Raw genomic sequence first — 22,407 nt, 5'->3', positions numbered from 1 at the left:
AGGGGTGTCGACAATGGCGAAAAAAGCTAGCGAGTAGCCTTCAGCGCCGCGACGATCATCTGTGCCGCGCGACGGGCCGTGCATTCGTTGGATAAATTCGGCAAAGACAGGCTTCGATGCCCCATGCCGAAGATGGAGGCGAGGATGACCTCTTCCGCTCCGTCAAGCGCTTCTCCTGACAGGTGCGGGTTGGCTATACATGCAAAATCGCGTAGAAAACGACGAAACTGTTGGCACATGGCGCTCACGGTTTCCCCTACAGGCCGGTTTCGTAGCGCTTCGGCCAGAATATCGAATGACAGGGCCTCATCCTTGTCGCGAAGACTCAGCAGAAAGAGGTGCTCAAATGTCTGTTCGATATCGATCTCACCTGCTTTGAGGCGGAGGCGGAGAATATCAATTTTCTCGATACGGTCATTCATATCCATGCCGATCAGGGCTTCTATGATATCTTCCTTGCCCTTGAACAGCCGATAGATTTGTCCGACCGAAACTTTTGCGGCGGTAGCAAGTTCGGCCATGGAGGTTTGATGAAAGCCATGCGTGGAAAACAGATCACGCGCGGTATTCAGAATATGCTCCCGGCCGCTCCGTTCCTGCTGCACTGCAACCATTTTTCTTCTTGACCCCGCTTTTACCCTTGAATTGATAATGCCAGTTTCTTACCTGTCGGGCAAGCGGAATGAATGTTCATTCCAGATATGACAAACTCCATCGAAACGGATAGGCAACGATGCAAAAGGGGACACTCATCGGACTGGTGGCTTGTGCGTCGGCTCTGGCCCTTACCGGTTGTGGTAAGGAAGCGCCGCCGGCTCCGCCGCCGCCAGCCGTCGGCGTGGTGACGTTGAAAGCCGAAACCGCTCCGTTGACGACTGAGCTGCCGGGACGAATTGCGGCCATGGAAACGGCCGAGGTGCGACCACAGATCAGCGGCGTGATCCGCCGTCGCCTTTTTACCGAAGGTGGCTATGTAAAGGCGGGGCAAGTCCTCTATGAGATCGACGACGCGCCATATCGCGCCGCGCTCGCGCAGGCGCAGGGCAATCTCGCCCGGGCGCAAGCCTCGATCACCGCTACGGGCCTGCAGGCCCAGCGCTACCGGGAACTTGTCGGGATCAACGCCGTCAGCCGTCAGGAGGCCGATAACGCCATGGCGGCGGCGCAACAGGCGCGCGCTGACGTCGCCGCACAGCGTGCAGCCGTTCAGGCGGCACAAGTGAGCCAGAATTTCACTCGTATCACGGCGCCGATCTCCGGCCGGATCGGTCGCTCCCTGTTCACGCCGGGTGCGCTTGTGCAGACAGGTCAGGCGGACCCGCTCGCCACCATCCAGCGGACCGACATGGTGTATGTCGACGTGACGCAGTCCGCCGCCGACATCATCAACCTCAAGCAGGCGATGCAGCGCGGCGGAGTCAATGAAGCCGATGGCGCGCGCGTGCAACTTCTGCTCCCCAATGGCAGCGTTTATCCGATTGAGGGGAGGCTGCAGTTTTCAGAGGTGACCGTCGACCCAAGTTCCGGCGCCGTCACATTGCGGGCGACCTTCGCCAATCCCGACGGCCTGTTGCTGCCGGGCATGTATGTTCGCGCCAAACTTGTCGAAGGGCAACGGCGTGACGCGATCCTGGCGCCGCAACAGGGTATAACGCGCGATGCGCGCGGTCGTGCCACCGCATTGATCGTGAACGCCAAGAACAAGGTGGAAGCGCGTGACGTGCAGGTCGATCGTGCCGTGGGGGACAAGTGGATCGTGACCAGTGGTCTGAAGGCCGGCGACCGCCTGATCGTGGAAGGGTTGCTCAATCTTCGCCCCGGCGCGGACGTTCGCCCGGGCGCGCCCCAACAGGTCACGCGGCCTGCGAACGGAGCGCGATAAATAATGGCACGCTATTTTATCGACAGGCCCATTTTTGCATGGGTCATTGCCATCGTCATCATGCTGGCCGGACTGCTTTCCATCCAGCGGCTGGCCGTGGCGCAGTTTCCTGAAATTGCGCCGCCGACAGTTGCGATCAACACCACTTATCCCGGCGCCAACGCGGAAACGCTGGAAAGCACGACAACGCAACTTATCGAGCAGCAGCTCAAGGGCATCGACAATCTGCGCTATTTCTCGTCGACGAGCGATTCGGCGGGTAATCTTGCCATTACATTGACCTTTGAACAGGGGACCAACGCCGATATCGCGCAGGTTCAAGTTCAGAATAAACTCGCGCAGGCCACGCCCTTGCTGCCCCAGGAAGTGCAGCAGCAGGGATTGCGGGTTACGAAGTCCAGTTCGACCTTCCTGATGATCATGGCCCTCTATGCCGATGATGGCATCCATGATCAGATGGATGCGGCGGATTTGGTCGCGTCGACCCTTCAGGACCCATTGAGCCGCGTGGAGGGGGTAGGCGACACGCAGTTGCTGGGCGCCCAATATGCCATGCGGATCTGGCTCGATCCCTATAAGATGGCGAATCTGGGGATTACCACAGGCGATGTGAAAAATGCCATCAGGGCCCAGAACGCGCAGATTTCCGCAGGACAGATCGGGGGCACCCCTTCGCCGGACGGTCAGGCCCTCAATGCCACGGTGACGGCGCAGTCGCGGCTTCGCACACCCGAAGAGTTCCGGCAAATCAGGCTGCGCAGCAACGGTGACGGGTCGGTGGTCAATCTCTCCGACGTTGCACGAATAGAACTGGGCGCGGAGAATTACAGTTTCAGAGCCAAGTTCAACGGTTATCCATCTGCGGGATTTGGTATCAAGCTTGCGCCCGGCGCGAATGCGCTCGACACGGTGGAAGCCGTTAAGGCGAAGGTCGCGGAGCTTTCGAAGAACTTCCCCGCCTGGGTGAAATATGACTTCCCGGTGGACAATTCGACATTCGTCAGGCTGTCGGTCGAACAGGTCATCCACACCCTTGTCGAAGCGGTTCTGCTGGTCTTCGTCGTCATGTTTGTATTTCTGCAGAACTGGCGTGCGACCCTTATTCCAACCATTGCCGTGCCGATCGTTTTGCTGGGATCGCTGGCCATATTATATGCCGCCGGCTTCACCATCAATACGCTGACGCTGTTCGGCATGGTCCTCGCAATCGGCCTGTTGGTCGATGATGCCATCGTCGTGGTCGAGAATGTCGAGCGCATCATCCAGGAAGAGGGGTTGAGCCCCAAGGAAGCCGCCAAGAAATCGATGGACGAAATCAGCGGCGCGCTGATCGGCATCGGCCTGGTATTGTCGGCCGTGTTCCTTCCGATGGCGTTTTTCGGCGGATCGACCGGGGTTATCTTCCGGCAATTCTCCATCACCATCGTGTCATCGATGGTCCTCTCCGTTCTTGTCGCGTTGATTTTGACGCCGGCCTTGTGCGCCACGATCCTGCGCCCCCAACGCGAAGGCCATGGCGCGCAAAAGGGATTTTTCGGCTGGTTCAACAGAACCTTCGACCGCAGTGTCGTCCACTATGGAGCGGGCGTCGAGAAATGCGAGCGGAACTGGGGCAAGACCATGCTGATCTACGCCGTGATCATCATCGGCATGGGTTTCCTGTTCCTGCGTCTGCCTTCGGGCTTCCTTCCGGGAGAGGACCAGGGGCGCATCATCAACCAGGTTTCGCTGCCGGCCGGTGCCACGCTTGAGGAAACGGAACGCACAATGGGGAAGTTGCGCGATTTTTATCTGAAGGATGAAAAGCAGAATGCGTGGGCGGTCTTCAGCATTTCGGGCTTCGGTTTTGGAGGACAGGGCCAAAATGTGGGCATTGCATTCGTAAAGCTGCGCGACTGGTCTGAACGCAAGGGCAAGGAGCATAGCGCGGATGCCATCGCGCAGCGCGCAAATGCCGCGTTTAGGAAGATTTCAGCGGGCAAGGTCATTGCCCTGGTGCCGCCTGCCGTGCAGGAACTTGGCAACGCGTCGGGCTTTGATTTCCAGTTGAAGGATGTGGGTGGCATAGGTCATGAAAAGCTGCTGGAAGCGCGCAACCAATTGCTCAGCATGGCCGCGGCCGACAAGCGGCTGGTTCAGGTAAGGCCCAATGGGCTGGAAGATACGGCGCAGTTGAAGCTGAATGTCGATCAGGCGGCGGCCGGCGCGCTCGGAATGGCGCAGGCCGATGTCAATGACACGATCAGCACGGCGCTGGGCAGTTCCTATGTCAATGACTTCATCGACCGCAATCGCGTGAAGCGGGTCTACCTTCAGGCCGATGCGCCGTTTCGCACGACGCCCGATTCCATCGGCGCCCTGCATGTTCGTGGGGCGAGTGGAACCATGGCTCCGCTGTCAGCCTTCAGTACAACGGAGTGGATTTATGGTCCGGCCCGTCTGGAACGTTTCAACGGCGTTCCTTCCATGGAGATCATGGGCGCGCCGGCACCCGGCGTCAGCAGCGGCGAGGCGATGAAGGCCATGGAGGAATACGCCGCGAAGTTGCCGGCAGGGGTCGGCTACGAATGGGGCGGCATTTCCTATGAGGAGAAGACCTCGGGTGGTCAGGCGCCTGCGCTTTACGCCCTCTCGATGTTGATCGTGTTCCTCTGCCTTGCCGCGCTGTATGAAAGCTGGTCGGTGCCGTTGGCGGTGATGATGGTCGTTCCGCTCGGCGTGATCGGGGCGGTTCTCATGGCGGGGCTGTCAGGACTGGATAATGGCATTTACCTTCAGGTCGGCCTCATCACGACAATCGGCGTATCGGCGAAGAACGCCATCCTGATTGTGGAGTTTGCAGAAGAGAAGATGCAGCAGGGGCTTCCTCCCGCTCGCGCGGCGCTGGAGGCAGGCAAGCTGCGCCTGCGGCCGATTTTGATGACCAGCTTCGCCTTCATTTTCGGTGTCATGCCGCTGGCCTTGTCCACAGGCGCGGGCGCGGGTGGTCAGAACGCAATCGGTCTGTCCGTTGTCGGGGGTATGCTGTCCGCTACCGTGCTGGCGATCTTCTTTGTGCCAGTGTTCTTCACCGTCGTGAAGCGGCTGTTCCGCCAGCATAATGCTCCGTCGGAAAATTCTCAGAACGAAGCCGCGACGCGGCCTCAGGAAAGCTGATAGAAGATGAACGGTCTCAAGCGAAAAGCGTTCTTGGCGATGGGCTTGGCGGTGACACTGTCGGCTTGCGACATGGCGCCTAAATATGTGCGTCCCGAACTGCCGGTCCCCGTCGCCAGCCCGGAGGGCGCGGCCTATGCTGACGCGGGCGCGCAAGAAGCAATTGTTCCGGCCGACACGGCCTGGAAGGATTTCTTCGTCGATCCGCGCCTGACCCGTGTCATCGGCACGACACTGGCGAACAACCGCGATCTTCGCGTCGCGCTCGCCAATGTGGAGCAGGCCCGCGCGCAGTTCAAAGTGCGGCGCGCCGATATCCTGCCGACCGTGGGTCTTAATGGCAGCGCGACCTATCAGGACACGCCTTTCGCTCAGCAGGGGGGGGCAGGCGCGGCCAATTCCGGCCGAACCGATATCTATTCCGCTTCGGTGGGCGTGTCCGCGTGGGAGATCGATCTGTTCGGACGAGTGAGGAACCTCACAAAAGCCGCGCAGGAGCAATATTTCGCATCCATCGAAAACCGTAACGCCGCGCAGACGGCGCTGATCGCGGAAGTGGCGTCGACATGGATGACCATGGCGACCGATCAGGAACGATTGCGGATCGCCCGCGATCTGGAATCGGCATTCGGCAAGACGCTTGAGCTGACGAAATCTCGTTTTGCAAAGGGCATCGCGTCGGAACTGGAAGTACGACAGGCGCAGACCAGTTATGATCAGGCGCGATCCGACATAGCGCAGGCGACAACGCTGGTGGCGCAGGATCAAAACGCCCTTAATCTTCTGGCTGGCACGACGATCGGTGCGGAGGATTTGCCGGAGGCGATGCCACAAGGCGACGTGGTGCTGGGCAACCTGCCCGACAATTTGCCATCTTCACTTTTGCTGAAACGGCCCGATATCGCGGCGGCGGAACATCAGTTGCGCGGCGCCAATGCGAATATCGGCGCGGCGAGAGCGGCCTTTTTCCCCAATATCTCTCTTACCGCGGCGTTCGGGACGATGAGCCTGGGGCTATCCAACCTGTTCAAGTCCGGCAGCGACTATTGGTCGGTTGCGCCGTCGGCAAGCGTGCCCATTTTCGATTTTGGCCGGAATCAGGGTAATTTGCGATATGCGCGGGCCACCTATGACGCGATGCTCGCCACATATGAAAAGAGCGTGCAGACAGGCTTCCGTGAAGTAGCCGATGCTTTAGCCCGGCGTGGCACCATGACGGATCAACTGGCTGCCCAGACATCGCTCAGAGATTCTGCTCGTGTTGCCTACACATTGTCGGAGGCGCGATTCCGGGCAGGAATCGACAGCTTTTTGACAACGCTGGATTCCCAGCGCGCGCTCTATGCCGCGGAACAAAGCCTGTTGGCCACCCGATTGGCGCGGACGGCCAATATGATTGAGCTTTACCGGGCCATGGGCGGAGGTTTGAAGTAGAAGCTCCCATGAACATGCATTTTTGATCGCAAACCATGTTGGTACATAAGGTCATTGCGTCTCCGGTTGGACAGCTCAAGCTGGTGGCGAGCGACCGGGGCCTGAGAGCGGTTCTGTGGGAAGAGGACAATCCGGCGCGCGTACCTCTGGATGCATCGCGCGAATCCGGCAGCCATCCCTTTCTGGCGCAGGCGGAAATTCAGCTTGGCCAGTATTTCGCGGGCGAGCGACACGATTTTCAACTGCCGCTCGATTTTGCGGGGACGGTCTTTCAACAGATTGTGTGGCGCGCTTTGCTCGATATTCGCTACGGCGAGACATGCAGCTATGAGAATCTCGCCCATAGGATTGGCAAGCCGACCGCTCATCGGGCGGTGGGCGCGGCAAATGGTCGCAATCCGATTTCCATCATCGTGCCTTGTCACCGCGTGTTGGGCAAGAACGGCGCCTTGACCGGTTTTGCCGGCGGGCTTGGCGCAAAGACTTATTTGCTGAATCTGGAGCGTCGTTGCAGCGACGCAGAATAGGTTTGCCGAATTTTACGCGGGTGGCCGTGTGTCATAAATGCGCTCAATTTAACTACAAATAAAAGATCGCCTTTTCGGTATATTATGGCTTTCCTTGCGCGGTTTGTAACCACCCGGGGAATGCATGAATTGCGTATAATATGGTGAGCCTAGACCTAATCGGAGGTTTGAATTTTGATGCCAATTTCTGGTGGAGCACCAACCATCAGATGAGACTGGGTCATGAATCAACCGAGATTCGCGAAGCCGCTTAACGAAGCAAGCAAGGGAGCGGGATTGGGCAACCGAACGGATTTCCGCTGGGACAGGGAGCCGCTGGACAGCAACCCGCCACGGGCTTTGCGTGGGGAATTTGCCCGCGCGGCCTATTTCGGAGCCTTGGCCGTTTCGGCGCGCCTTGCCGCACAATCGCTTCCCGACCCTCAACTCAGTATTCTGACCGATATCTATGTTCACGCTTCGCACCGTGTACCTTATACCGTGGCCGACGCCTCCGACATTTCTGGGTTGAAGGGGGAGCGCCTCTTCGCGCTGATAAGGCAGATGTGTTCCAAAGGTGTTTTGCGCCTTTATCGCAGGCGGATGGCAGAAGCGGAGATGGAAATGCACCTTCGCATTGACCTCATGCCCGCGAAACATGCCGAATTAAGCGGATATTTCGCACGAGCATGTCAGGAAGGCATGGCGATACCTCACGCTGTCTCGCGCTGATATGCTATACAGGGGAACAGTCCGCTGATGAATGGCGGCATGCCTCATTCATGAGAACGGAGAAAATGAGGATTTGAGCCAGGAGAGGAGCGATGAAATCGGTTCTGCTGCATATCCACGACGATCAGGGAGCGGAAAGCCGTCTTCAGGCGGCTTGTGATCTCGCCCGCGGCTGTAAGGCGCATATTCAATGCGTACAGGTTCGATCGGCGCCGGATCTTGTGGCGGCTGATATGTATGGCGGCGGCGCTTTTGCTCCCGTCATTACCGAAGAATTGCGGGAGATCGATGACAGGCTACGCGTGCAGGTGGAAGATCGGTTAAGGCGGGAAGGGGTGAGTTGGGACTGGAGGCAGGTCGATGGTGAAACCGTCGGCGCGCTGTTGCGGGCGGCAAAGCTGTCCGACATCATCGTTGCGACCTTGCCGGAAGGGCCGCGCAAGGATTTCAAGGATCCCCTGCCGATCGTTTCCGACCTCGCGCTGGGTGGCCGCACGCCAGTTCTGGCTATGCCGCAATCGGCGAAATGCTTTAAGATGCCGGGACGCGCCCTTGTGGCATGGGATGGATCGCATGAGGCCGCGTCAGCCATCAAGGCCGCGATTCCCCTATTGCAGCGGACACAGGATGTTCATGTGGTGACGGTGGAAGAAACCGATAAACGGGCATTTCCATCGACGGAGGTGCCGGAATATCTTTCCCGTCACGCCATCCCCGCGCAGATGCACAGTTGGTCGCGTGATGGAGAAGCGGTGGAGACGGCTCTGCTGGGCGCCATCAGCGCATTGGCGGCGGACTGGGTAGTCATGGGGGCCTTTGGTCACAGCCGCCTGCGTGAACTGGTTTTCGGCGGGGTTACGCGCCGCATGCTTCGGGATGCGCGGATACCCTTACTACTCGCTCATTGAATTATTGGTGCGGACGGCGGGACTCGAACCCGCACTTCCAGGGGAAAGCGGATTTTAAGTCCGCTGCGTCTACCGGTTTCGCCACGTCCGCGCGCTGCTTCCCTGCGGCTTCGATGGCAGGACGTCAAGCAATGCGTTCAGACATGCGCCTTGTTAAGACGTTCCCGCATTTCCTTGCCCGGTTTGAAATAGGGCACCCGCTTGGCAGAAACGGGAACCTTTTCACCCGTGCGGGGATTCCGGCCCGTTCGTGCTTCTCGCGCTCGTGTCGTGAACGCGCCGAAGCCGCGCAATTCCACCCTTCCGCCGGTCGACAGGCGATCGACAATCTCCTTGAAAAAGAGATCGACAATCCTCTCCACCTCCTGAAGGCCGAGCTCCGGATTTTCGTCTGTCAACTTCTGGATCAGTTCAGAGCGGATCATTTGGCCCTCCCGCATCCTTTTGGTTTCACCGTTTATTTTATAGAGAATCGGCAAATTGTTGACAATTGATTCATTTTATTCGTTGCGGTCCGAAAACGATACAAAAAATGCTCACCGGACATTCGGCCCGGCGAGCATTTTTTTCAATATATCAAAAGTATAAGGTTCAGCCTTCGCTTTTCGCCTTGAGCGCTTCGCCAAGGATATCGCCCAGCGATGCGCCGCTGTCCGACGAGCCATATTGTGCGACGGCCTGCTTTTCTTCGGCGATCTGAAGCGCCTTGACGGAGAAGGTCGGCTTCTTGGCCCGGTCGAAGCCGGTTACCATCGCGTCGAACTTCTGACCGATCTGGAAGCGTTCCGAACGCTGCTCGTCGCGATCGCGACCCAGGTCGCTGCGCTTGATGAAGCCAGTGGCGCCATCTTCGCCAGCCTGGACTTCCAGGCCGCCATCGCGCACTTCAAGCACAGTCACGGTAACGGTCTGGTTCTTCGACAGGCCTGCTGCAGCTGCCGAAGTGCCGCCAGCGGCCGGACCACCACGCTCAAGCTGCTTCATGCCCAGGCTGATGCGTTCCTTTTCGACATCGATGTCGAGGACCACGGCCTGAACCATCTCACCCTTGCGGTGCAGCGCCAGCGCGTCTTCGCCCGAAATGCCCCACGCGATGTCGGACATGTGGACCATGCCGTCCACATCGCCGTCGAGGCCGATGAACAAGCCGAACTCGGTTGCGTTCTTGACTTCGCCTTCGACGGTCGAGCCAACCGGGTGCTTGTCGGCGAAGCTGTCCCACGGGTTCGACTGAGCCTGCTTGAGGCCGAGCGAGATGCGGCGCTTTTCCGGATCGACTTCGAGGACGATGACTTCCACTTCCTGGCTGGTCGAAACGATCTTGCCGGGGTGGACGTTCTTCTTGGTCCAGGACATTTCGGAGACGTGGACCAGACCTTCGATGCCCGGTTCCAGCTCCACGAACGCACCATATTCGGTGATGTTGGTGACGCGGCCCGACAGCTTCGCACCGACCGGGTACTTGGCAGCGGCGCCTTCCCACGGATCGCTTTCGAGCTGCTTCATGCCCAGGCTGATGCGCTGCGTATCGCGGTTGATGCGGATGATCTGGACGCGGACGGTGTCGCCGATGTTGATCATTTCGCTCGGATGATTGATCCGCTTGTAGCTGAGGTCGGTGACGTGCAGCAGGCCGTCAATACCGCCCAGATCGACGAACGCACCGTAATCGGTGATGTTCTTGACCACGCCCTCGATGATCTGGCCTTCCGCCAGCGTCTGAATGAGACCGCTGCGCTGTTCGGCGCGGGTTTCTTCCAGGATGGCGCGGCGCGACACGACGATGTTGCCGCGGCGGCGATCCATCTTCAGGATCTGGAAGGGCTGCGGAATGTCCATCAGCGGGGTAACGTCGCGAACCGGACGAATGTCGACCTGTGAGCCGGGCAGAAACGCCACGGCGCCGTCGAGATCGACGGTGAAGCCACCCTTGACGCGGCCGAAGATGACGCCTTCGACGCGGGCGCTTTCGGTGAATTCTGCTTCGAGCTTGTCCCAGGCGGCTTCGCGGCGGGCGCGGTCACGCGACAGCATCGCTTCGCCATGGGCGTTTTCGACGCGGTCAACATAGACTTCGACTTCGTCGCCAACCTTCAGGTCAGCCTTCTGGCCCGGCGCGGCAAATTCGCGCAGCGGCACGCGGCCTTCGCTCTTGAGGCCTACGTCGATGACAGCGAGGTCGTTTTCGATGCCGGTAACGGTGCCCTTGACGACACGGCCTTCAAAGCCGCCATCCTCACCACCGAGAGAATCATTGAGAAGCGCGGCGAAATCGTCGCGCGAGGGGAATGCCACAGAGGCCATTAAGTCGGTCCTTCACTCATCATTGCTGGCCAATCGGTTGTATCCGATGGTCTTTGGCCAAACCGCCCATGCCGCCGAACGCGGCACAGGCATCCCCAAGGCAAGGCGTGGGACGCGCCGGCAAGAAAAGCGAAAAGGGCGCGCGGAAAAACCGCACGCCTTGACGGGTCAGACCTTTCGGCGACCTTCAAGCTGGGCATCCACAAGCGCGATCGCCTGTTGGATGGCGGCTTCTATAGTCAAATCGCTGGTATCTAGCAAGTCCGCTCCCTCCGCCATGCGGAGCGGCGCATGATCGCGGCTCATGTCTCGCGTGTCGCGTGCCTGGATATCGGCTATCAGGCTGTCCATGTCGGGATGACCGCCCCGTGCCTGTGCGTCATTGTAGCGGCGCTGGGCGCGCACATGGACGCTGGCGGTCACAAAGATCTTGGCGTCGGCGCCAGGTGCGATGACGGTACCGATGTCCCGTCCGTCGAGGATGGCGCCCCCCGGTTGCAAGGCGAAATCGCGTTGACGCTTGATCAGTGCCTGCCGGACGCTTGGGTGAACGGAAACGCGGGAGGCGAGGGAGCCAACGGCTTCGCTCCGCAGCGCAGGATCGTCGAGCAGGGCGTCGTCGAAGTCGCAGGCCGCCAGCGCGTCAGCTTCTTCGTCGGGATCGCCGCTTGCCTTCAATACGGAAAGTCCGACCGCCCGGTAAAGAAGCCCGGTATCGAGGCAGGGCAGGCCATAATGACAGGCCAGCGCTCTGGCGATCGTGCCTTTGCCCGAAGCGGCAGGGCCATCGACAGCGATAATGGTCATGCAGGCGCTCCCAATGCGCGCAGCAGGGCGGTGAAGCCGGGAAAGCTCGTCGCCACCGGCCGCATATCGTCGATAGTGACACCGTTGGCCGAAATGAGGCCGGCTATGGCGAAGCTCATGGCGATGCGGTGGTCCAGCCGGGTAGCGATTGGCCCACCGCCTGTCAGTGGTTTGCCCCCGCTCCCTTCGATGACGATGCCATCCTCCAGCTCCTCCACCGCGACGCCGATGGCGCGCAGGCCCTCGGCCATGGTGGCGATGCGATCCGATTCCTTGACGCGCAATTCTTCAAGACCCCGAAAAACGCTGCGTCCCTCTGCCAGCGCCGCGGCAATGAACGCCACCGGATATTCGTCGATCATGGAGGGGGCGAGGGCCGAATCTGGCTCGATACCCTTGAGGCTGGAAGCGCTGACGATCAGGTCGCCGACAGGCTCCCCGCCGACTTCGCGAGGATTTTCGATCAGGATGTCGCCGCCCATGGCGCGGAGTAGTTCAATCAATCCCGCACGAGTCGCATTGAGCCCCACATTCGTGATTGTGACGCGGGAGCCGGGAACCAGCAGTGCCGCCACCATCGGGAAGGCGGCAGAGGATGGATCGCCGGGAACCATGATTGACAGGGGCTGAAGCTCCACCTCTCCCCGCAGGGTGATGATGCGCGTTCCGTCGCTTTCGATTTCGACATCCAGTTCCGCGCCGAAACCCTTGAGCATCCGCTCGCTGTGATCGCGAGTCGGGATAGGCTCGACGATGCGCGTGACGCCAGGTGCATTGAGGCCCGCTAACAAAATGGCCGACTTCACCTGTGCTGATGCAACGGGAAGGCGGTAGTCGAGCGGAATGGCGGGGCACAGGCCACGCATGGTCAGGGGCAAGCGTTCACCGGGGCTCGCCGCGAAGCTGGCGCCCATGCGGGAAAGCGGATCGGTGACTCGCGCCATGGGGCGCTTGCTGAGCGAGGCGTCCCCGGTGAAAGTCACGGTGATGGCATGGCTGGCGATCAGCCCCATGAGCAAACGGGTGGACGTGCCGCTATTGCCCATGTCGAGAGCCGTCGGCGGCTGGAGCAATCCGCCTACGCCAACGCCATGGACGTGCCATATGCCGTCATCATCGCGTTGGATGGCGGCACCCATTGCGCGCATGGCGGCGGCCGTGGCAAGTACGTCTTCCCCCTCCAGCAGCCCCTCTATCCGGCTTTCACCGACAGCAAGGGCCGACAGCATGAGGGCGCGATGGGAAATGCTCTTGTCCCCCGGCACGGTGATGACGCCCGCCAGCGGCGGCGCGGCGGTGAAGGTCATGGGGGTGGGCTGATCGGAGGAAGCGGTCACATGCGATCCGTTACAAGGAATGGGAAAAAAATGCGCCCGGCTTTTGACAGCGCGGTTTCGCTATGGCAAGGCGCGCGACGCTTCGCGGACGACGATGTCGTGCCGCGTGATTTCTGTTTGAGCACTTTCGAGAAGGACAAGGCCGGACATGGTCAAGGCTGAATGGGGTACGAAGCGTACTTGCCCGAAATGCGCCACGCGCTTCTATGACCTGGGCAAAGATGACCCGGTCACCTGCATCAACTGCGGCACCGCCTGGGAACCCGAGCCGGTGCTGAAGTCGAAGCAGCCGCTGCCTTACGAGGAGGCGCCCAAGAAAGTCATCGAAACCGCCGATGGTGAACGGGAGACGGCGGACGACGATCTGGACCTGGATCTGGACGTTGATGACGATGGCGATTCGCCGGATAATGACGTCGATCTGGGCGGCGATGATGACCTGGGCGTTGAAGCCGCCAAGGATAGTGGCGACGACGATAACTAGAGCATTTTCGCGTTGATCTTTGACAGTCAACGGCATGGAAAATGCGGTATAAAAAGCTACGGAGCGTTTTCGCTCAAAGGGAAAATGCTCCAACTGATTTTTGCACTTGCCAATGGGATCGCTGCCATTTAGAGGCAGCGCTCCCAAGGCGCCGTGCCCCAAGCGGCGCAGCAAGATGGAGACGGGGCCTTAGCTCAGCTGGGAGAGCGCCTGCATGGCATGCAGGAGGTCAGCGGTTCGATCCCGCTAGGCTCCACCATCTTTCCGACATTTCTGAAAGTCAGCGGATGAGAGATTTTCTCTGTTCGCTGGAGACGGGGCCTTAGCTCAGCTGGGAGAGCGCCTGCATGGCATGCAGGAGGTCAGCGGTTCGATCCCGCTAGGCTCCACCAAATTCCCGTAATATTATGGCAGCCAGGCTGTATGAGCCGTTGGCGCTGAATTCGTTGAAGTGCGGACTTTCGACGGCTTGGGGCGCAGGCTGTGAAACATTGTCGATCGACGACCAGCAAGGGACGGACTATGCGATCGTTGCAATCCCGATTGCAGGCTTTGTGCAGCCCAGCCTATTTATCGACATGATGACGAGTTGCGCTACACAGACCCTCTTCCTTCCCGGCGCTGGCGGGAGCGCTTCGTTCTGGAAGCCGGTTGCTGACCTTGCCGGGCTGGATGGCGTATTCTTCGGCTGGCCCGGTCTTGGTGACGAACCAGCAAATCCCCAAGTAAACGGGTTGGATGACCTCGTGGACATGGTGCTGGATCATGTCAGAGAGCCAGTCAACATCGTCGCACAATCGATGGGCGGCCTGATCGCAATCGGGCTCGCGCTCGCGAGGCCAATGATGGTCAAACGCCTTGTTCTTGTTGTCACCTCCGGTGGGGTGCCTGTCGCAGACCTTGGTGGCTCGGATTGGCGGGCGGACTATTTTGCCGCTTATCCCGGCGCTGCGTCATGGATCGCCCATCCCACAGAAGACTTATCGGACAGGATCCCGTCAATCGACGCCGCTGCGCTGCTAATCTGGGGCGATAACGATCCGATCAGCCCGATTGCAGTGGGAGAACGGCTATCCGCGCTTTTCCCAAACGCACAGTTGTGTGTCATCCCCGGCGCGGACCACGATCTTGCACAAACGCACGCTGAAATAGTCGCAAACATGATTGAACGACATCTGTCGGCGGCCATGTAAACTGCGCCGCATTGGAGCGGCCGCTGTCGACAGCCTTCATCTTGCTGCATCAGGTCGCCGCTGCTCCCGCACAGCGACGCTTGGCAGGCCATGCACGCCTCTCTCGCTCTCTCGTAGCCACTCGTCAGGCGAGATTGACGAAACTGTCCATCACCCGCTTGCGCCCGGCTGTTTCGAAGTCGATCTCCAGCTTGTTGCCTTCAATCTCGGCCACTGTGCCGTAACCGAATTTCTGATGAAAGACGCGCAGCCCCACAGCCATGTCATCACGCCCCTTGTTCCCCAGTGAAATGGCGGAAGCGCGGGCCTCCACAATTCGAACGGGCTCGCGGCTGAATTGTCCACCCTGTTGGGCGCGTTGCCAGCCGGGGCCTCGTCCGGTGCCGCGCCCGACATCGGCGAAAGGATCGGCGCGCTCCGACCAGTTGGCACGCCAGAGGGAAGCGCCGCCTGCCATGCTGCTTTCTTCTTCCACATGTCCGGGGGGAAGTTCGCTCACGAAGCGGGACGGGATGGAACTGGTCCACTGACCATAGATGCGGCGGTTCGCGGCGTGGAGGACGGTGCATGACTTCCGCGCCCGGGTAAGCGCGACATAGGCCAGGCGGCGCTCCTCCTCCAAGGCGGACAGCCCTCCTTCATCCAGGGCGCGCTGCGAGGGGAAAATCCCTTCTTCCCAGCCGGCGAGGAATACGGTGTCGAATTCCAGCCCCTTGGCGGCGTGAATGGTCATGATGGTGACCTTGCGCTCCTCCGCCTGCGCCTCATTGTCCATGACGAGACTGACATGCTCAAGGAACGCGCCGAGCGTCTCATATTCCTCCATAGCGCGGGCAAGTTCGTTCAGGTTTTCGAGACGGCCCGCGCTTTCCGCCGTGCGTTCGGCTTGAAGCATGGCGGTGTAGCCGCTTTCGTCAAGAATCTGCCGGGCAAGCTCTGCATGCGGCAGTTGCGCCGCCCGGTCGCGCCAGCGTGCAAGATCGCCGATGAACGCGCCCAATGATCGCCGCGCCTGTGGGGTCAGTTCATCCGTATCGAGGATACGGGCAGCCGCCAGCGCAAGGGGAATAGCCTCGGCCCGCGCAAGCCGATGAAGTTTTTCGACCGCCTTGTCGCCTAGCCCGCGCTTGGGGACGTTGACGATCCGTTCGAAGGCGAGGTCGTCCGCAGGCTGGTTGACCAGCCGCAGATAAGCGAGCGCATCGCGGATTTCGGCGCGTTCATAAAAGCGGAATCCCCCCACGATGCGATAGGGCAGGCCGATCTGGATGAAACGGTCCTCGAACTCTCGCGTCTGGTGCTGGGCGCGGACGAGGATGGCGACCTCGTCCAGCGATCGGCCGCTACGCTCGATCGATTCGATCTCGTCCCCGACGCGGCGCGCTTCTTCCGGGCCGTCCCAGACGCCGATGACATGGACCTTCTCGCCCACATCGATATCGGTCCAGAGCGTCTTGCCAAGGCGATTGCCATTTTCCGCGATCACACCGGAAGCTGCGCCCAATATATGAGGCGTCGACCGGTAATTCTGTTCGAGGCGGACAATCTTCGCGCCGGGAAAATCCTTTTCGAAGCGTAGGATGTTGGCAACTTCCGCGCCGCGCCATGAATAGATCGACTGGTCATCATCGCCCACGCAGCAGATGTTCTTGCGCTGCTGGGCAAGCAGGCGGAGCCAGAGATACTGGCTGCTGTTAGTGTCCTGATATTCGTCCACCATGATATAGCGGAACCGCTGTTGATAGCTTTCGAGCACATCGCGGTGGCGCTTGAGGATCGTCAGAACATGCAGCAGCAGGTCGCCGAAATCGCAGGCGTTAACGTCGCGCAGCCGGGCCTGATAGGCGGCATAGAGCTTCTGGCCGCGCCCGTTGGCATAGGCTTCGCTTTCGCCCGCACCGATTTCCTCGGGTGTGAGGCCCTTGTTCTTCCATTGGTCGATCAGGCCGCCAAGCTGGCGCGCGGGCCAGCGTTTTTCGTCGATGCCCTCCGCCTGGATGAGTTGTTTCATCAGGCGCAACTGATCGTCGGTGTCGAGGATGGTGAAATTGGATTGCAGGCCGACCAGTTCGGCATGGCGCCGCAGCATCTTCGCGGCAATGGCGTGAAAGGTTCCGAGCCATGGCATGCCTTCCACAGCCGGGCCGATCATGCGGCCGACACGCTCGCGCATTTCCCGCGCGGCCTTGTTGGTGAAGGTGACGGCGAGGATTTCCGAGGGATAAGCGCGCCGTGTAGCGATAAGATGGGCAAGGCGAGCCGTTAGCGCCGCAGTCTTGCCGGTGCCTGCCCCCGCGAGAACGAGGACTGGCCCTTCGGTCGTCAGCACGGCCTCCCGCTGGGGCGTATTGAGGCCCTGAAGATAGGGTGGATCATCGGGGGAGGGAGCGACGGTCGTCATATGTGAAGCAACTAGGATGGGCGGGGTAACAGAACAAGGGCTGCAGTCTTGCAGTGATGCGGGAAGTATGAGAACAAAAGGAGAATGATGCAAGGAGAAAGGCTATGGCTACGGGACGATGCCAATGTGGGGCAATCCGGTATGAAGCGCGGGGTGAACCGGTCTATAGCGCATTGTGCCATTGCGCCGACTGTCGCCGGAGCGCGGGCGCGCCGATGGTAGGGTGGGCGTTGTTCGCCCAAGAGGATCTGACCATAAGCGCAGCGCCGGTGCTCTACCCGTCATCTGAAAATGCAACGCGGCATTTTTGCGGGAAATGCGGAACGGGACTTTTTTACACCAACCCCGTCACTTTTCCCGGCATGGTCGATATTCAAACCGCGACATTCGACGATCAATCGCTTTTTCCGCCCGTCATTCATGTGCAATATGTGGAGGCTGCGCCGTGGATGGAAAATGTACACAACCTTCCTAAATTCGATCGATATCCCGAAGCCTGAATCGGGGCGTCGCTTGACGGCGCAATAGCAACGGCTTGTCGCCACGGCTGGAACGCACACGTCACGATTCCGGTTCTTCATCAGCCCAAGCGGCAGAACGGGGTGAGAAATAAGGAAGGAAAATCCCGATGAGATCGATCATTTTGGCGGGTGCCGCCATGATGTGTTTCACGACCGCCATCCCTGGCGCTTTTGCACAGGAGATGCCGACAACGGACGCGCCGCCAGCCGGGAGTGAGATACCCTCGCCGACGGCCCCTTCCGCAGGACAGGCGCCGGCTCAGGCCGATCCCAATGCGGCGCAGCCGGAGGGAGCGGTGCCTCCGACCAGCGATATGCAACCGGCTCCTTCAGACGTGCCGAATGATCCCACCGCGCCGGTTGGCTCTTCGTCAAATCCCGTGACCATGGGCGGTAATATGACGCCTCCACCAACCGAGGCCAAGGACTATCCCGTGTGCAGCAAGGCGGTACAGGACAGCTGCATCAATCCGGGTGAGGCACGAAAAGCTAGAAAGGCGAACCGCAAGCCCGGTTGACCGAAGGAATCCGCGCCGGGAAGGAAAGGATACTGTCACTCCGTGCTCCCGGCGCGATTTTGGGCATGGATTTCATCCCATATCGGGATGCAGTTTTTCTGCGATCTGACAGGCCGCTCAGATGTCGGCGCGCAATAGCGTCAGGCGGGCCTTGCCGACGTCGCGGGTAACATCGACCGTAAAGCCACCGACCTCCACATCCTCACGTCGGTCCGTTTCGATACTGATCCAGGTAGCAGGACCGGTCCATCCGAGGCGGCTGAGTTTGTCGAGCGCCACTGCGCCTGCGCCGGTATTATAGGGCGGGTCCATGAAAATCAGGTCCAGCGGCCGGGGCGCCGGACCAAGAGAGAGAACGCTGCTCTGCCGGATGTCAGGACGGATGCCCAGGCGGTCGCCATTGGCGCGGATCACATCGAGGGCGGCCCGTTCCTGCTCAACGAAGAGGCAGCTTGCCGCGCCGCGCGAAAGGGATTCGAATCCCAGCGCGCCGGAGCCCGCGAAGAAATCACCGACCGCAAGACCCTCGAAGGAACCGAGGCGGCTAAGCAGCATCGAGAAGAGTGTTTCGCGAGTGCGATCCGCAGTGGGGCGGGTCGCATCACCCTTTGGAGCAGTGAGGGGACGGCCACGCCATTGGCCTGCGATGATTCTCATGATCGAATTTCCGTCTGGTGACGCTGTTTGAAGGTTCGGGTGGTCCGGGATGGGTTATGTAATTCGTCGGGGCTTAGGCGGGAAGGCCATTATGGGTGGGAGCTGGTCTTTTCCCTATCCCATTCGCAGAAGCTGCCGAAGGCGCAGTGGATAGCTCCGACCAGCTCACCCCTTCGTTCCTTTCAGACTCTTGCGAAAGAGGATGAGGTCATGCTGCCGCACTTCCTCAACCGCGCCGGAGGCCAACTCGCCCAAATGGAAAGGACCATAGCTGGTACGGATCAGACGGCTCACCTGAAGTCCCAGATGTTCCAGCACGCGGCGGACTTCCCGATTTTTGCCTTCCGTCAGGGTCATTTCGATCCATTGGTTGCGTCCGGTGCGCCGCTCCAGATTGGCCTCGATCCGGCCATAGCGGATGCCGTCGATCTCAATGCCATCGAACAGGTCTTCGAGCTGGTTCTGGCTGACTTCACCGAAGGCGCGCGCGCGATAAGTCCGAGGCACGCCGGTGGAGGGCAACTCCATCTGACGCTTGAATTCGCCATCGGTGGTGAGAAGCAGCAGGCCCTCGGTGGTCATGTCGAGCCGTCCGATCGGCATGACGCGGGGCAGGTCGGCGGGCAGTTTGTCATAAATGATTGGCCGGCCCTTGGGGTCGTGCTCGGTCGTCAGGAAACCTGATGGCTTATGGAACAGGAACAGGCGGGCGGGGGCGGGCTGGTTCACCGGGATGCTATCGACCGTCACGCCATGCAAAGAAGCGAGCAGGGTGGCGGGCGTCAGGACAACCTCACCATTCAGGGCGATGCGGCCTTCGACAATCATCCGCTCGATTTCGCGGCGGGATGCGACACCGGCGCGGGCGAGAAGCTTCGCGATCCGCTGTGGTTCCGTCTTGCCGCCGGCATTGGCGGCAGCGCGCGCCGGATGCGGATTGGCTGGATGCGATGCGGGCTTCCCGGCTTTGCCGGGAGCGGGACGGGGTGGGCGCGAGCCACTGCGTGCACGGCTGTCAACGGGTTTTCCAACACCGGGCTTTCCAGGGGCGCCAGGGCGAGCAGGGCGGCGCGGTCCTGATTTTTTTGGCGGTTCCACGGCTCATTCCTTTTCGCGGCAACTGGCTCTCCCCATATGGGGAGAACATCGGCATGTGTGACGAACGGTGCCGAGCAGGCGCTTGCGCGAGGGTTGGAGCCTTTCGCGCCGAAAACCAAGCGCATGGGCGCGGCATTATTGGCACATGGCGGAAACAGGGCGGGTCGGCAAATGTTTTTCGGGCTGATCAAAGGGGAAAAGACAGCGCCAGGCCGGGGACGTGCGATCCGCACGATACTGGTGGTCGAGGATGAGCCGCTGGTAGCTTTTGACAATGAACATAGCTTGTCCCTTGCCGGTTATCGTATAGCCGCCACCGTCGACGATTATGACCACGCAGTCCGCGCCATGGACGAGGAAAATGTTGACCTGGTCATTACGGACGTCGCGTTGCAGGGTGAACGAAGCGGCATCGACGTTGCTCATCACGCGCAGCAAAGAGGGCTGCCGGTCCTGTTCGTGACGGGGCGATGCCCGCCTCCGTCGCGTCATCTGGCAATTGGCTGCCTGGCAAAACCCTATGATCCGCGCGACCTGATCGCATCGATCGCCGTGTTGGACAGGGTGTTACGCGGAGGTAGCGTCACGCGTTTGCCAGCGGGGTTGAGCCTCTTTGCCGAGGCGATCTGACCGCAAGCCGCTTGTTTCCCATATTTTTGCTCATATGGTGCCCCGGACACGCGCAACATCGGGGGATTAATGACGGACATCGCGCAAGGCGCCGGAAGCTGGCTGGATGCCGTAAAGCCCTATGCAGAGAAGGCGCCGCTGGCTGCTCTTTTCCTTGGCATTTCATCCGGTTTTCCCTTTGCGATGATAGGCGCCAATCTGGCGTCCCGTCTGGCGCAGGAGGGGATCGACAAGAAAAGCGTGACGGCGTTCAGTCTCGTGTTGCTGGCCTACAATCTCAAATGGCTGTGGGCCTGGGTGATCGAGGGCGTGAAGCTGCCCATGCTGCACCGGCTGGGACAGCGCGTGTCGTGGATGCTGCTGGCGGGTGTGCTGGTGATAGCGGCGGTCGTCAATCTGGCGCTGGTCGATCCGGGCGCGGACCTGATGGCGACCGTGCGGGCAGCTATTCTTCTGGGGATTGCCGGTGCGACCTTCGACATCATCATCGACGGTTATCGGATCGAGATATTGAAACCCGAACAGCTCGGCATCGGCGCGGGCATGTCGCAATATGGATGGCGCATCGGCGCGGCGGCGGCGGGCGCGTTGGGGCTGGTGGTGGCGCAGCATTGGGACTGGACTATCGCCTATATCGTTTGTGCGCTCTTTGCCTTGCCGGCGATGCTGACGGCGCTGATCGTGGGAGAGCCGGAAAGGCATAAGGTCATAGCGGCGCGCAAGAGCGGGGGCGAACTGATCCAGGCGATTATCGGGCCGTTCGTGGATTTCTTCCGGCGCAAGGGCGCATTGCTGGTTCTGCTGTTCATCCTGGTGCACAAGATCGGCGATACGCTGGCGAACCTCACTTTCCGGCTGTTGTTCAATGACCTCGGCTATAGCAATGACGAGATCGCGATCTACGATGTGGGAGTCGGTTTCTGGGCGTTGCTGGCGGGGATTTTCGTAGGCGGTGTGCTCTATGCCCGGTTGGGGCTGAAGCGATCGGTGCTCATCAGTCTAATGCTGATGGCCGTTTCCAATTTCAGCTTCGCAGCGTTGGCTGCGGCGGGGAAGAGCAATATCGGCATGGCGGGCGCCATCGGTTTCGAAAATTTCGCGAGCGGCATTGGGGGCGTGGCGGTCGTCGCTTATTTCTCCGCGTTGTGCGACCTGCGTTTTACCGCGGCGCAATATGCGATGATCTCCGCTGCGGCGAGCATCGTCGGTCGGTTCCTGACCGGGACGACCGCTGGCGCGATGATCGAGCGGTTCGGCTATGTCGACTTCTACCTGCTGACGACGGCGCTGGCGCTGCCGGGCATCCTGCTATTCTGGTTGATGATGCGCGCTGGACTCGTCGATGCGAGCGTTGGCAGCGCGGCGACGGATGAAGGCGATCAGCCTGCGGCGTAGAGGTCGAGCGGGCGGCCGAGATCGGCATGAGCCTGCGCTACGGCCTGAAGGCAGGTGAGCGCTCCAAGGGCGTCGTCGCTGCCGAGTAGGGAGGCAACCTGCTCATAGGCTTCTTGAGGCGCGCGCAGGGCATTGCTGATCGCGTCCATCGTCAGAGCCTCGTCTGCCGTCATGCGGGCGCAGCAGCAAGGCGCGACCAGAATCTTCCGGCTCGATGCGCGAGCGAGTTCCAGCATCATCGCACGCATCAGGATCAGTGGTCGGCGATAGCTGCGTCCGAATGCTCCCAACATGGCATTGGCGGCGTGAGCATCATTGACCCCCGCGCTCGCCATTCGCCGCACGACGAAGAGGAACAGGCGGTTGCCATATCCTCCCGGCAGGGGGCGCGCCAAATCGAGGGACGGGGACTCTCCATATGCCATATTGTGCGCCTTTCTCACT

The 22,407-nt window shown here is 60.3% G+C and carries 21 protein-coding genes and 3 tRNA genes; 14 read left to right on the top strand and 10 right to left on the bottom strand.

The features are described 5' to 3' along the window. Positions 1-26: 26 nt before the first annotated feature. Entirely contained in the window at positions 27-614 is a 588-nt protein-coding gene (locus ATN00_RS14250; protein WP_062065864.1) for a TetR/AcrR family transcriptional regulator, read from the bottom strand. A 119-nt stretch (positions 615-733) separates the two neighbouring features. On the opposite strand from ATN00_RS14250, the gene ATN00_RS14245 reads away from it, so the two are divergent. The 6 genes from ATN00_RS14245 (at position 734) to ATN00_RS14220 (ending at position 8,618) form a co-directional block, all read left to right on the top strand. Then, positions 734-1,882 carry an efflux RND transporter periplasmic adaptor subunit gene (locus ATN00_RS14245; RefSeq protein ID WP_062065861.1) on the top strand — a complete coding sequence of 383 codons (1,149 nt, stop codon included), beginning with the start codon at positions 734-736 and terminating at the stop codon, positions 1,880-1,882. A 3-nt stretch (positions 1,883-1,885) separates the two neighbouring features. Then, positions 1,886-5,038, top strand: coding sequence for an efflux RND transporter permease subunit (locus ATN00_RS14240; RefSeq protein ID WP_062065857.1), 3,153 nt, complete (start codon positions 1,886-1,888; stop codon positions 5,036-5,038). Positions 5,039-5,044: 6 nt separating this feature from the next. After that, positions 5,045-6,472, top strand: a complete 1,428-nt coding sequence (locus ATN00_RS14235) for an efflux transporter outer membrane subunit (protein WP_062065855.1) — start codon at positions 5,045-5,047, stop codon at positions 6,470-6,472. A 35-nt stretch (positions 6,473-6,507) separates the two neighbouring features. Further along, positions 6,508-6,999, top strand: a complete 492-nt coding sequence (locus ATN00_RS14230; RefSeq protein ID WP_062065851.1) for a methylated-DNA--[protein]-cysteine S-methyltransferase — start codon at positions 6,508-6,510, stop codon at positions 6,997-6,999. Positions 7,000-7,377: 378 nt separating this feature from the next. Continuing rightward, entirely contained in the window at positions 7,378-7,710 is a 333-nt protein-coding gene (locus tag ATN00_RS14225) for a hypothetical protein (RefSeq protein WP_156415287.1), read from the top strand. Positions 7,711-7,802: 92 nt separating this feature from the next. Continuing rightward, complete coding sequence (locus ATN00_RS14220) at positions 7,803-8,618, top strand: universal stress protein (RefSeq protein ID WP_062065845.1); 816 nt, start codon at positions 7,803-7,805, stop codon at positions 8,616-8,618. A gap of 5 nt (positions 8,619-8,623) precedes the next feature. On the opposite strand, the gene ATN00_RS14215 is transcribed toward ATN00_RS14220, so the two are convergent. The 5 genes from ATN00_RS14215 to aroA all read right to left on the bottom strand — a co-directional run bounded on the left by ATN00_RS14215 (position 8,624) and on the right by aroA (position 13,066). Beyond that, positions 8,624-8,709, bottom strand: a tRNA-Leu gene (locus ATN00_RS14215). A gap of 46 nt (positions 8,710-8,755) precedes the next feature. Beyond that, a complete protein-coding gene (locus ATN00_RS14210) occupies positions 8,756-9,043 on the bottom strand; it encodes an integration host factor subunit beta (protein ID WP_062065842.1) in 288 nt (95 codons plus the stop codon). A gap of 166 nt (positions 9,044-9,209) precedes the next feature. Continuing rightward, positions 9,210-10,922 carry a 30S ribosomal protein S1 gene (rpsA, locus tag ATN00_RS14205; protein ID WP_062065839.1) on the bottom strand — a complete coding sequence of 571 codons (1,713 nt, stop codon included), beginning with the start codon at positions 10,920-10,922 and terminating at the stop codon, positions 9,210-9,212. A 168-nt stretch (positions 10,923-11,090) separates the two neighbouring features. After that, positions 11,091-11,729 (bottom strand): (d)CMP kinase, encoded by a 639-nt coding sequence (locus ATN00_RS14200; RefSeq protein WP_062065836.1) that lies wholly within the window; start codon positions 11,727-11,729, stop codon positions 11,091-11,093. Next, on the bottom strand, positions 11,726-13,066 hold the full coding sequence (aroA, locus tag ATN00_RS14195) for a 3-phosphoshikimate 1-carboxyvinyltransferase (RefSeq protein ID WP_062065833.1): 1,341 nt from the start codon (positions 13,064-13,066) through the stop codon (positions 11,726-11,728). Before aroA ends, ATN00_RS14200 begins: the two co-directional genes overlap by 4 nt. 148 nt (positions 13,067-13,214) lie before the next feature. Here aroA and ATN00_RS14190 point away from each other — a divergent pair, with 148 nt between their 5' ends. The 4 genes from ATN00_RS14190 to ATN00_RS14175 all read left to right on the top strand — a co-directional run bounded on the left by ATN00_RS14190 (position 13,215) and on the right by ATN00_RS14175 (position 14,743). Next, on the top strand, positions 13,215-13,550 hold the full coding sequence (locus ATN00_RS14190; protein WP_062065831.1) for a TIGR02300 family protein: 336 nt from the start codon (positions 13,215-13,217) through the stop codon (positions 13,548-13,550). Between the two features lie 183 nt (positions 13,551-13,733). Next, positions 13,734-13,809: transfer RNA gene (locus ATN00_RS14185), tRNA-Ala, on the top strand. A 57-nt stretch (positions 13,810-13,866) separates the two neighbouring features. Next, positions 13,867-13,942, top strand: a tRNA-Ala gene (locus ATN00_RS14180). Between the two features lie 99 nt (positions 13,943-14,041). Continuing rightward, the gene (locus tag ATN00_RS14175; protein WP_231746288.1) at positions 14,042-14,743 is read left to right on the top strand and encodes an alpha/beta fold hydrolase; all 702 of its coding nucleotides are present in this window, start codon (positions 14,042-14,044) and stop codon (positions 14,741-14,743) included. Positions 14,744-14,867: 124 nt separating this feature from the next. On the opposite strand, the gene ATN00_RS14170 is transcribed toward ATN00_RS14175, so the two are convergent. Then, positions 14,868-17,144: an ATP-dependent helicase gene (locus ATN00_RS14170; protein ID WP_062065828.1), complete on the bottom strand. Its 2,277-nt coding sequence runs from the start codon at positions 17,142-17,144 to the stop codon at positions 14,868-14,870. 104 nt (positions 17,145-17,248) lie between these two features. Here ATN00_RS14170 and ATN00_RS14165 point away from each other — a divergent pair, with 104 nt between their 5' ends. Both ATN00_RS14165 and ATN00_RS14160 read left to right on the top strand, forming a co-directional pair. Then, the gene (locus tag ATN00_RS14165) at positions 17,249-17,644 is read left to right on the top strand and encodes a GFA family protein (protein ID WP_062065825.1); all 396 of its coding nucleotides are present in this window, start codon (positions 17,249-17,251) and stop codon (positions 17,642-17,644) included. Between the two features lie 128 nt (positions 17,645-17,772). Then, complete coding sequence (locus ATN00_RS14160) at positions 17,773-18,183, top strand: hypothetical protein (RefSeq protein WP_062065822.1); 411 nt, start codon at positions 17,773-17,775, stop codon at positions 18,181-18,183. 117 nt (positions 18,184-18,300) lie between these two features. On the opposite strand, the gene rsmD is transcribed toward ATN00_RS14160, so the two are convergent. Together rsmD and ATN00_RS14150 are read right to left on the bottom strand one after the other, a co-directional pair. After that, positions 18,301-18,840 carry a 16S rRNA (guanine(966)-N(2))-methyltransferase RsmD gene (rsmD, locus tag ATN00_RS14155; RefSeq protein WP_062065819.1) on the bottom strand — a complete coding sequence of 180 codons (540 nt, stop codon included), beginning with the start codon at positions 18,838-18,840 and terminating at the stop codon, positions 18,301-18,303. 165 nt (positions 18,841-19,005) lie between these two features. Then, positions 19,006-19,938 carry a pseudouridine synthase gene (locus tag ATN00_RS14150; RefSeq protein ID WP_062065817.1) on the bottom strand — a complete coding sequence of 311 codons (933 nt, stop codon included), beginning with the start codon at positions 19,936-19,938 and terminating at the stop codon, positions 19,006-19,008. Positions 19,939-20,109: 171 nt separating this feature from the next. Between ATN00_RS14150 and ATN00_RS14145 the strand changes: the two genes are divergently transcribed. Together ATN00_RS14145 and ATN00_RS14140 are read left to right on the top strand one after the other, a co-directional pair. Then, positions 20,110-20,568 carry a response regulator gene (locus tag ATN00_RS14145; RefSeq protein WP_062068827.1) on the top strand — a complete coding sequence of 153 codons (459 nt, stop codon included), beginning with the start codon at positions 20,110-20,112 and terminating at the stop codon, positions 20,566-20,568. Positions 20,569-20,637: 69 nt separating this feature from the next. Continuing rightward, positions 20,638-21,963 (top strand): AmpG family muropeptide MFS transporter, encoded by a 1,326-nt coding sequence (locus ATN00_RS14140; RefSeq protein ID WP_062065814.1) that lies wholly within the window; start codon positions 20,638-20,640, stop codon positions 21,961-21,963. On the opposite strand, the gene ATN00_RS14135 is transcribed toward ATN00_RS14140, so the two are convergent. Beyond that, positions 21,948-22,388: a DUF6628 family protein gene (locus tag ATN00_RS14135; protein WP_062065811.1), complete on the bottom strand. Its 441-nt coding sequence runs from the start codon at positions 22,386-22,388 to the stop codon at positions 21,948-21,950. The two genes, ATN00_RS14140 and ATN00_RS14135, sit on opposite strands and share 16 nt — an antisense overlap. Between the last annotated feature and the right edge of the window lie 19 nt (positions 22,389-22,407).

It is taken from the genome of Sphingobium baderi, from assembly GCF_001456115.1.
Taxonomy (GTDB): domain Bacteria; phylum Pseudomonadota; class Alphaproteobacteria; order Sphingomonadales; family Sphingomonadaceae; genus Sphingobium; species Sphingobium baderi_A.
The sequence above is the reverse complement of the archived record's forward strand: the minus strand, read 5'-3'. Positions and strand labels throughout refer to the sequence as shown.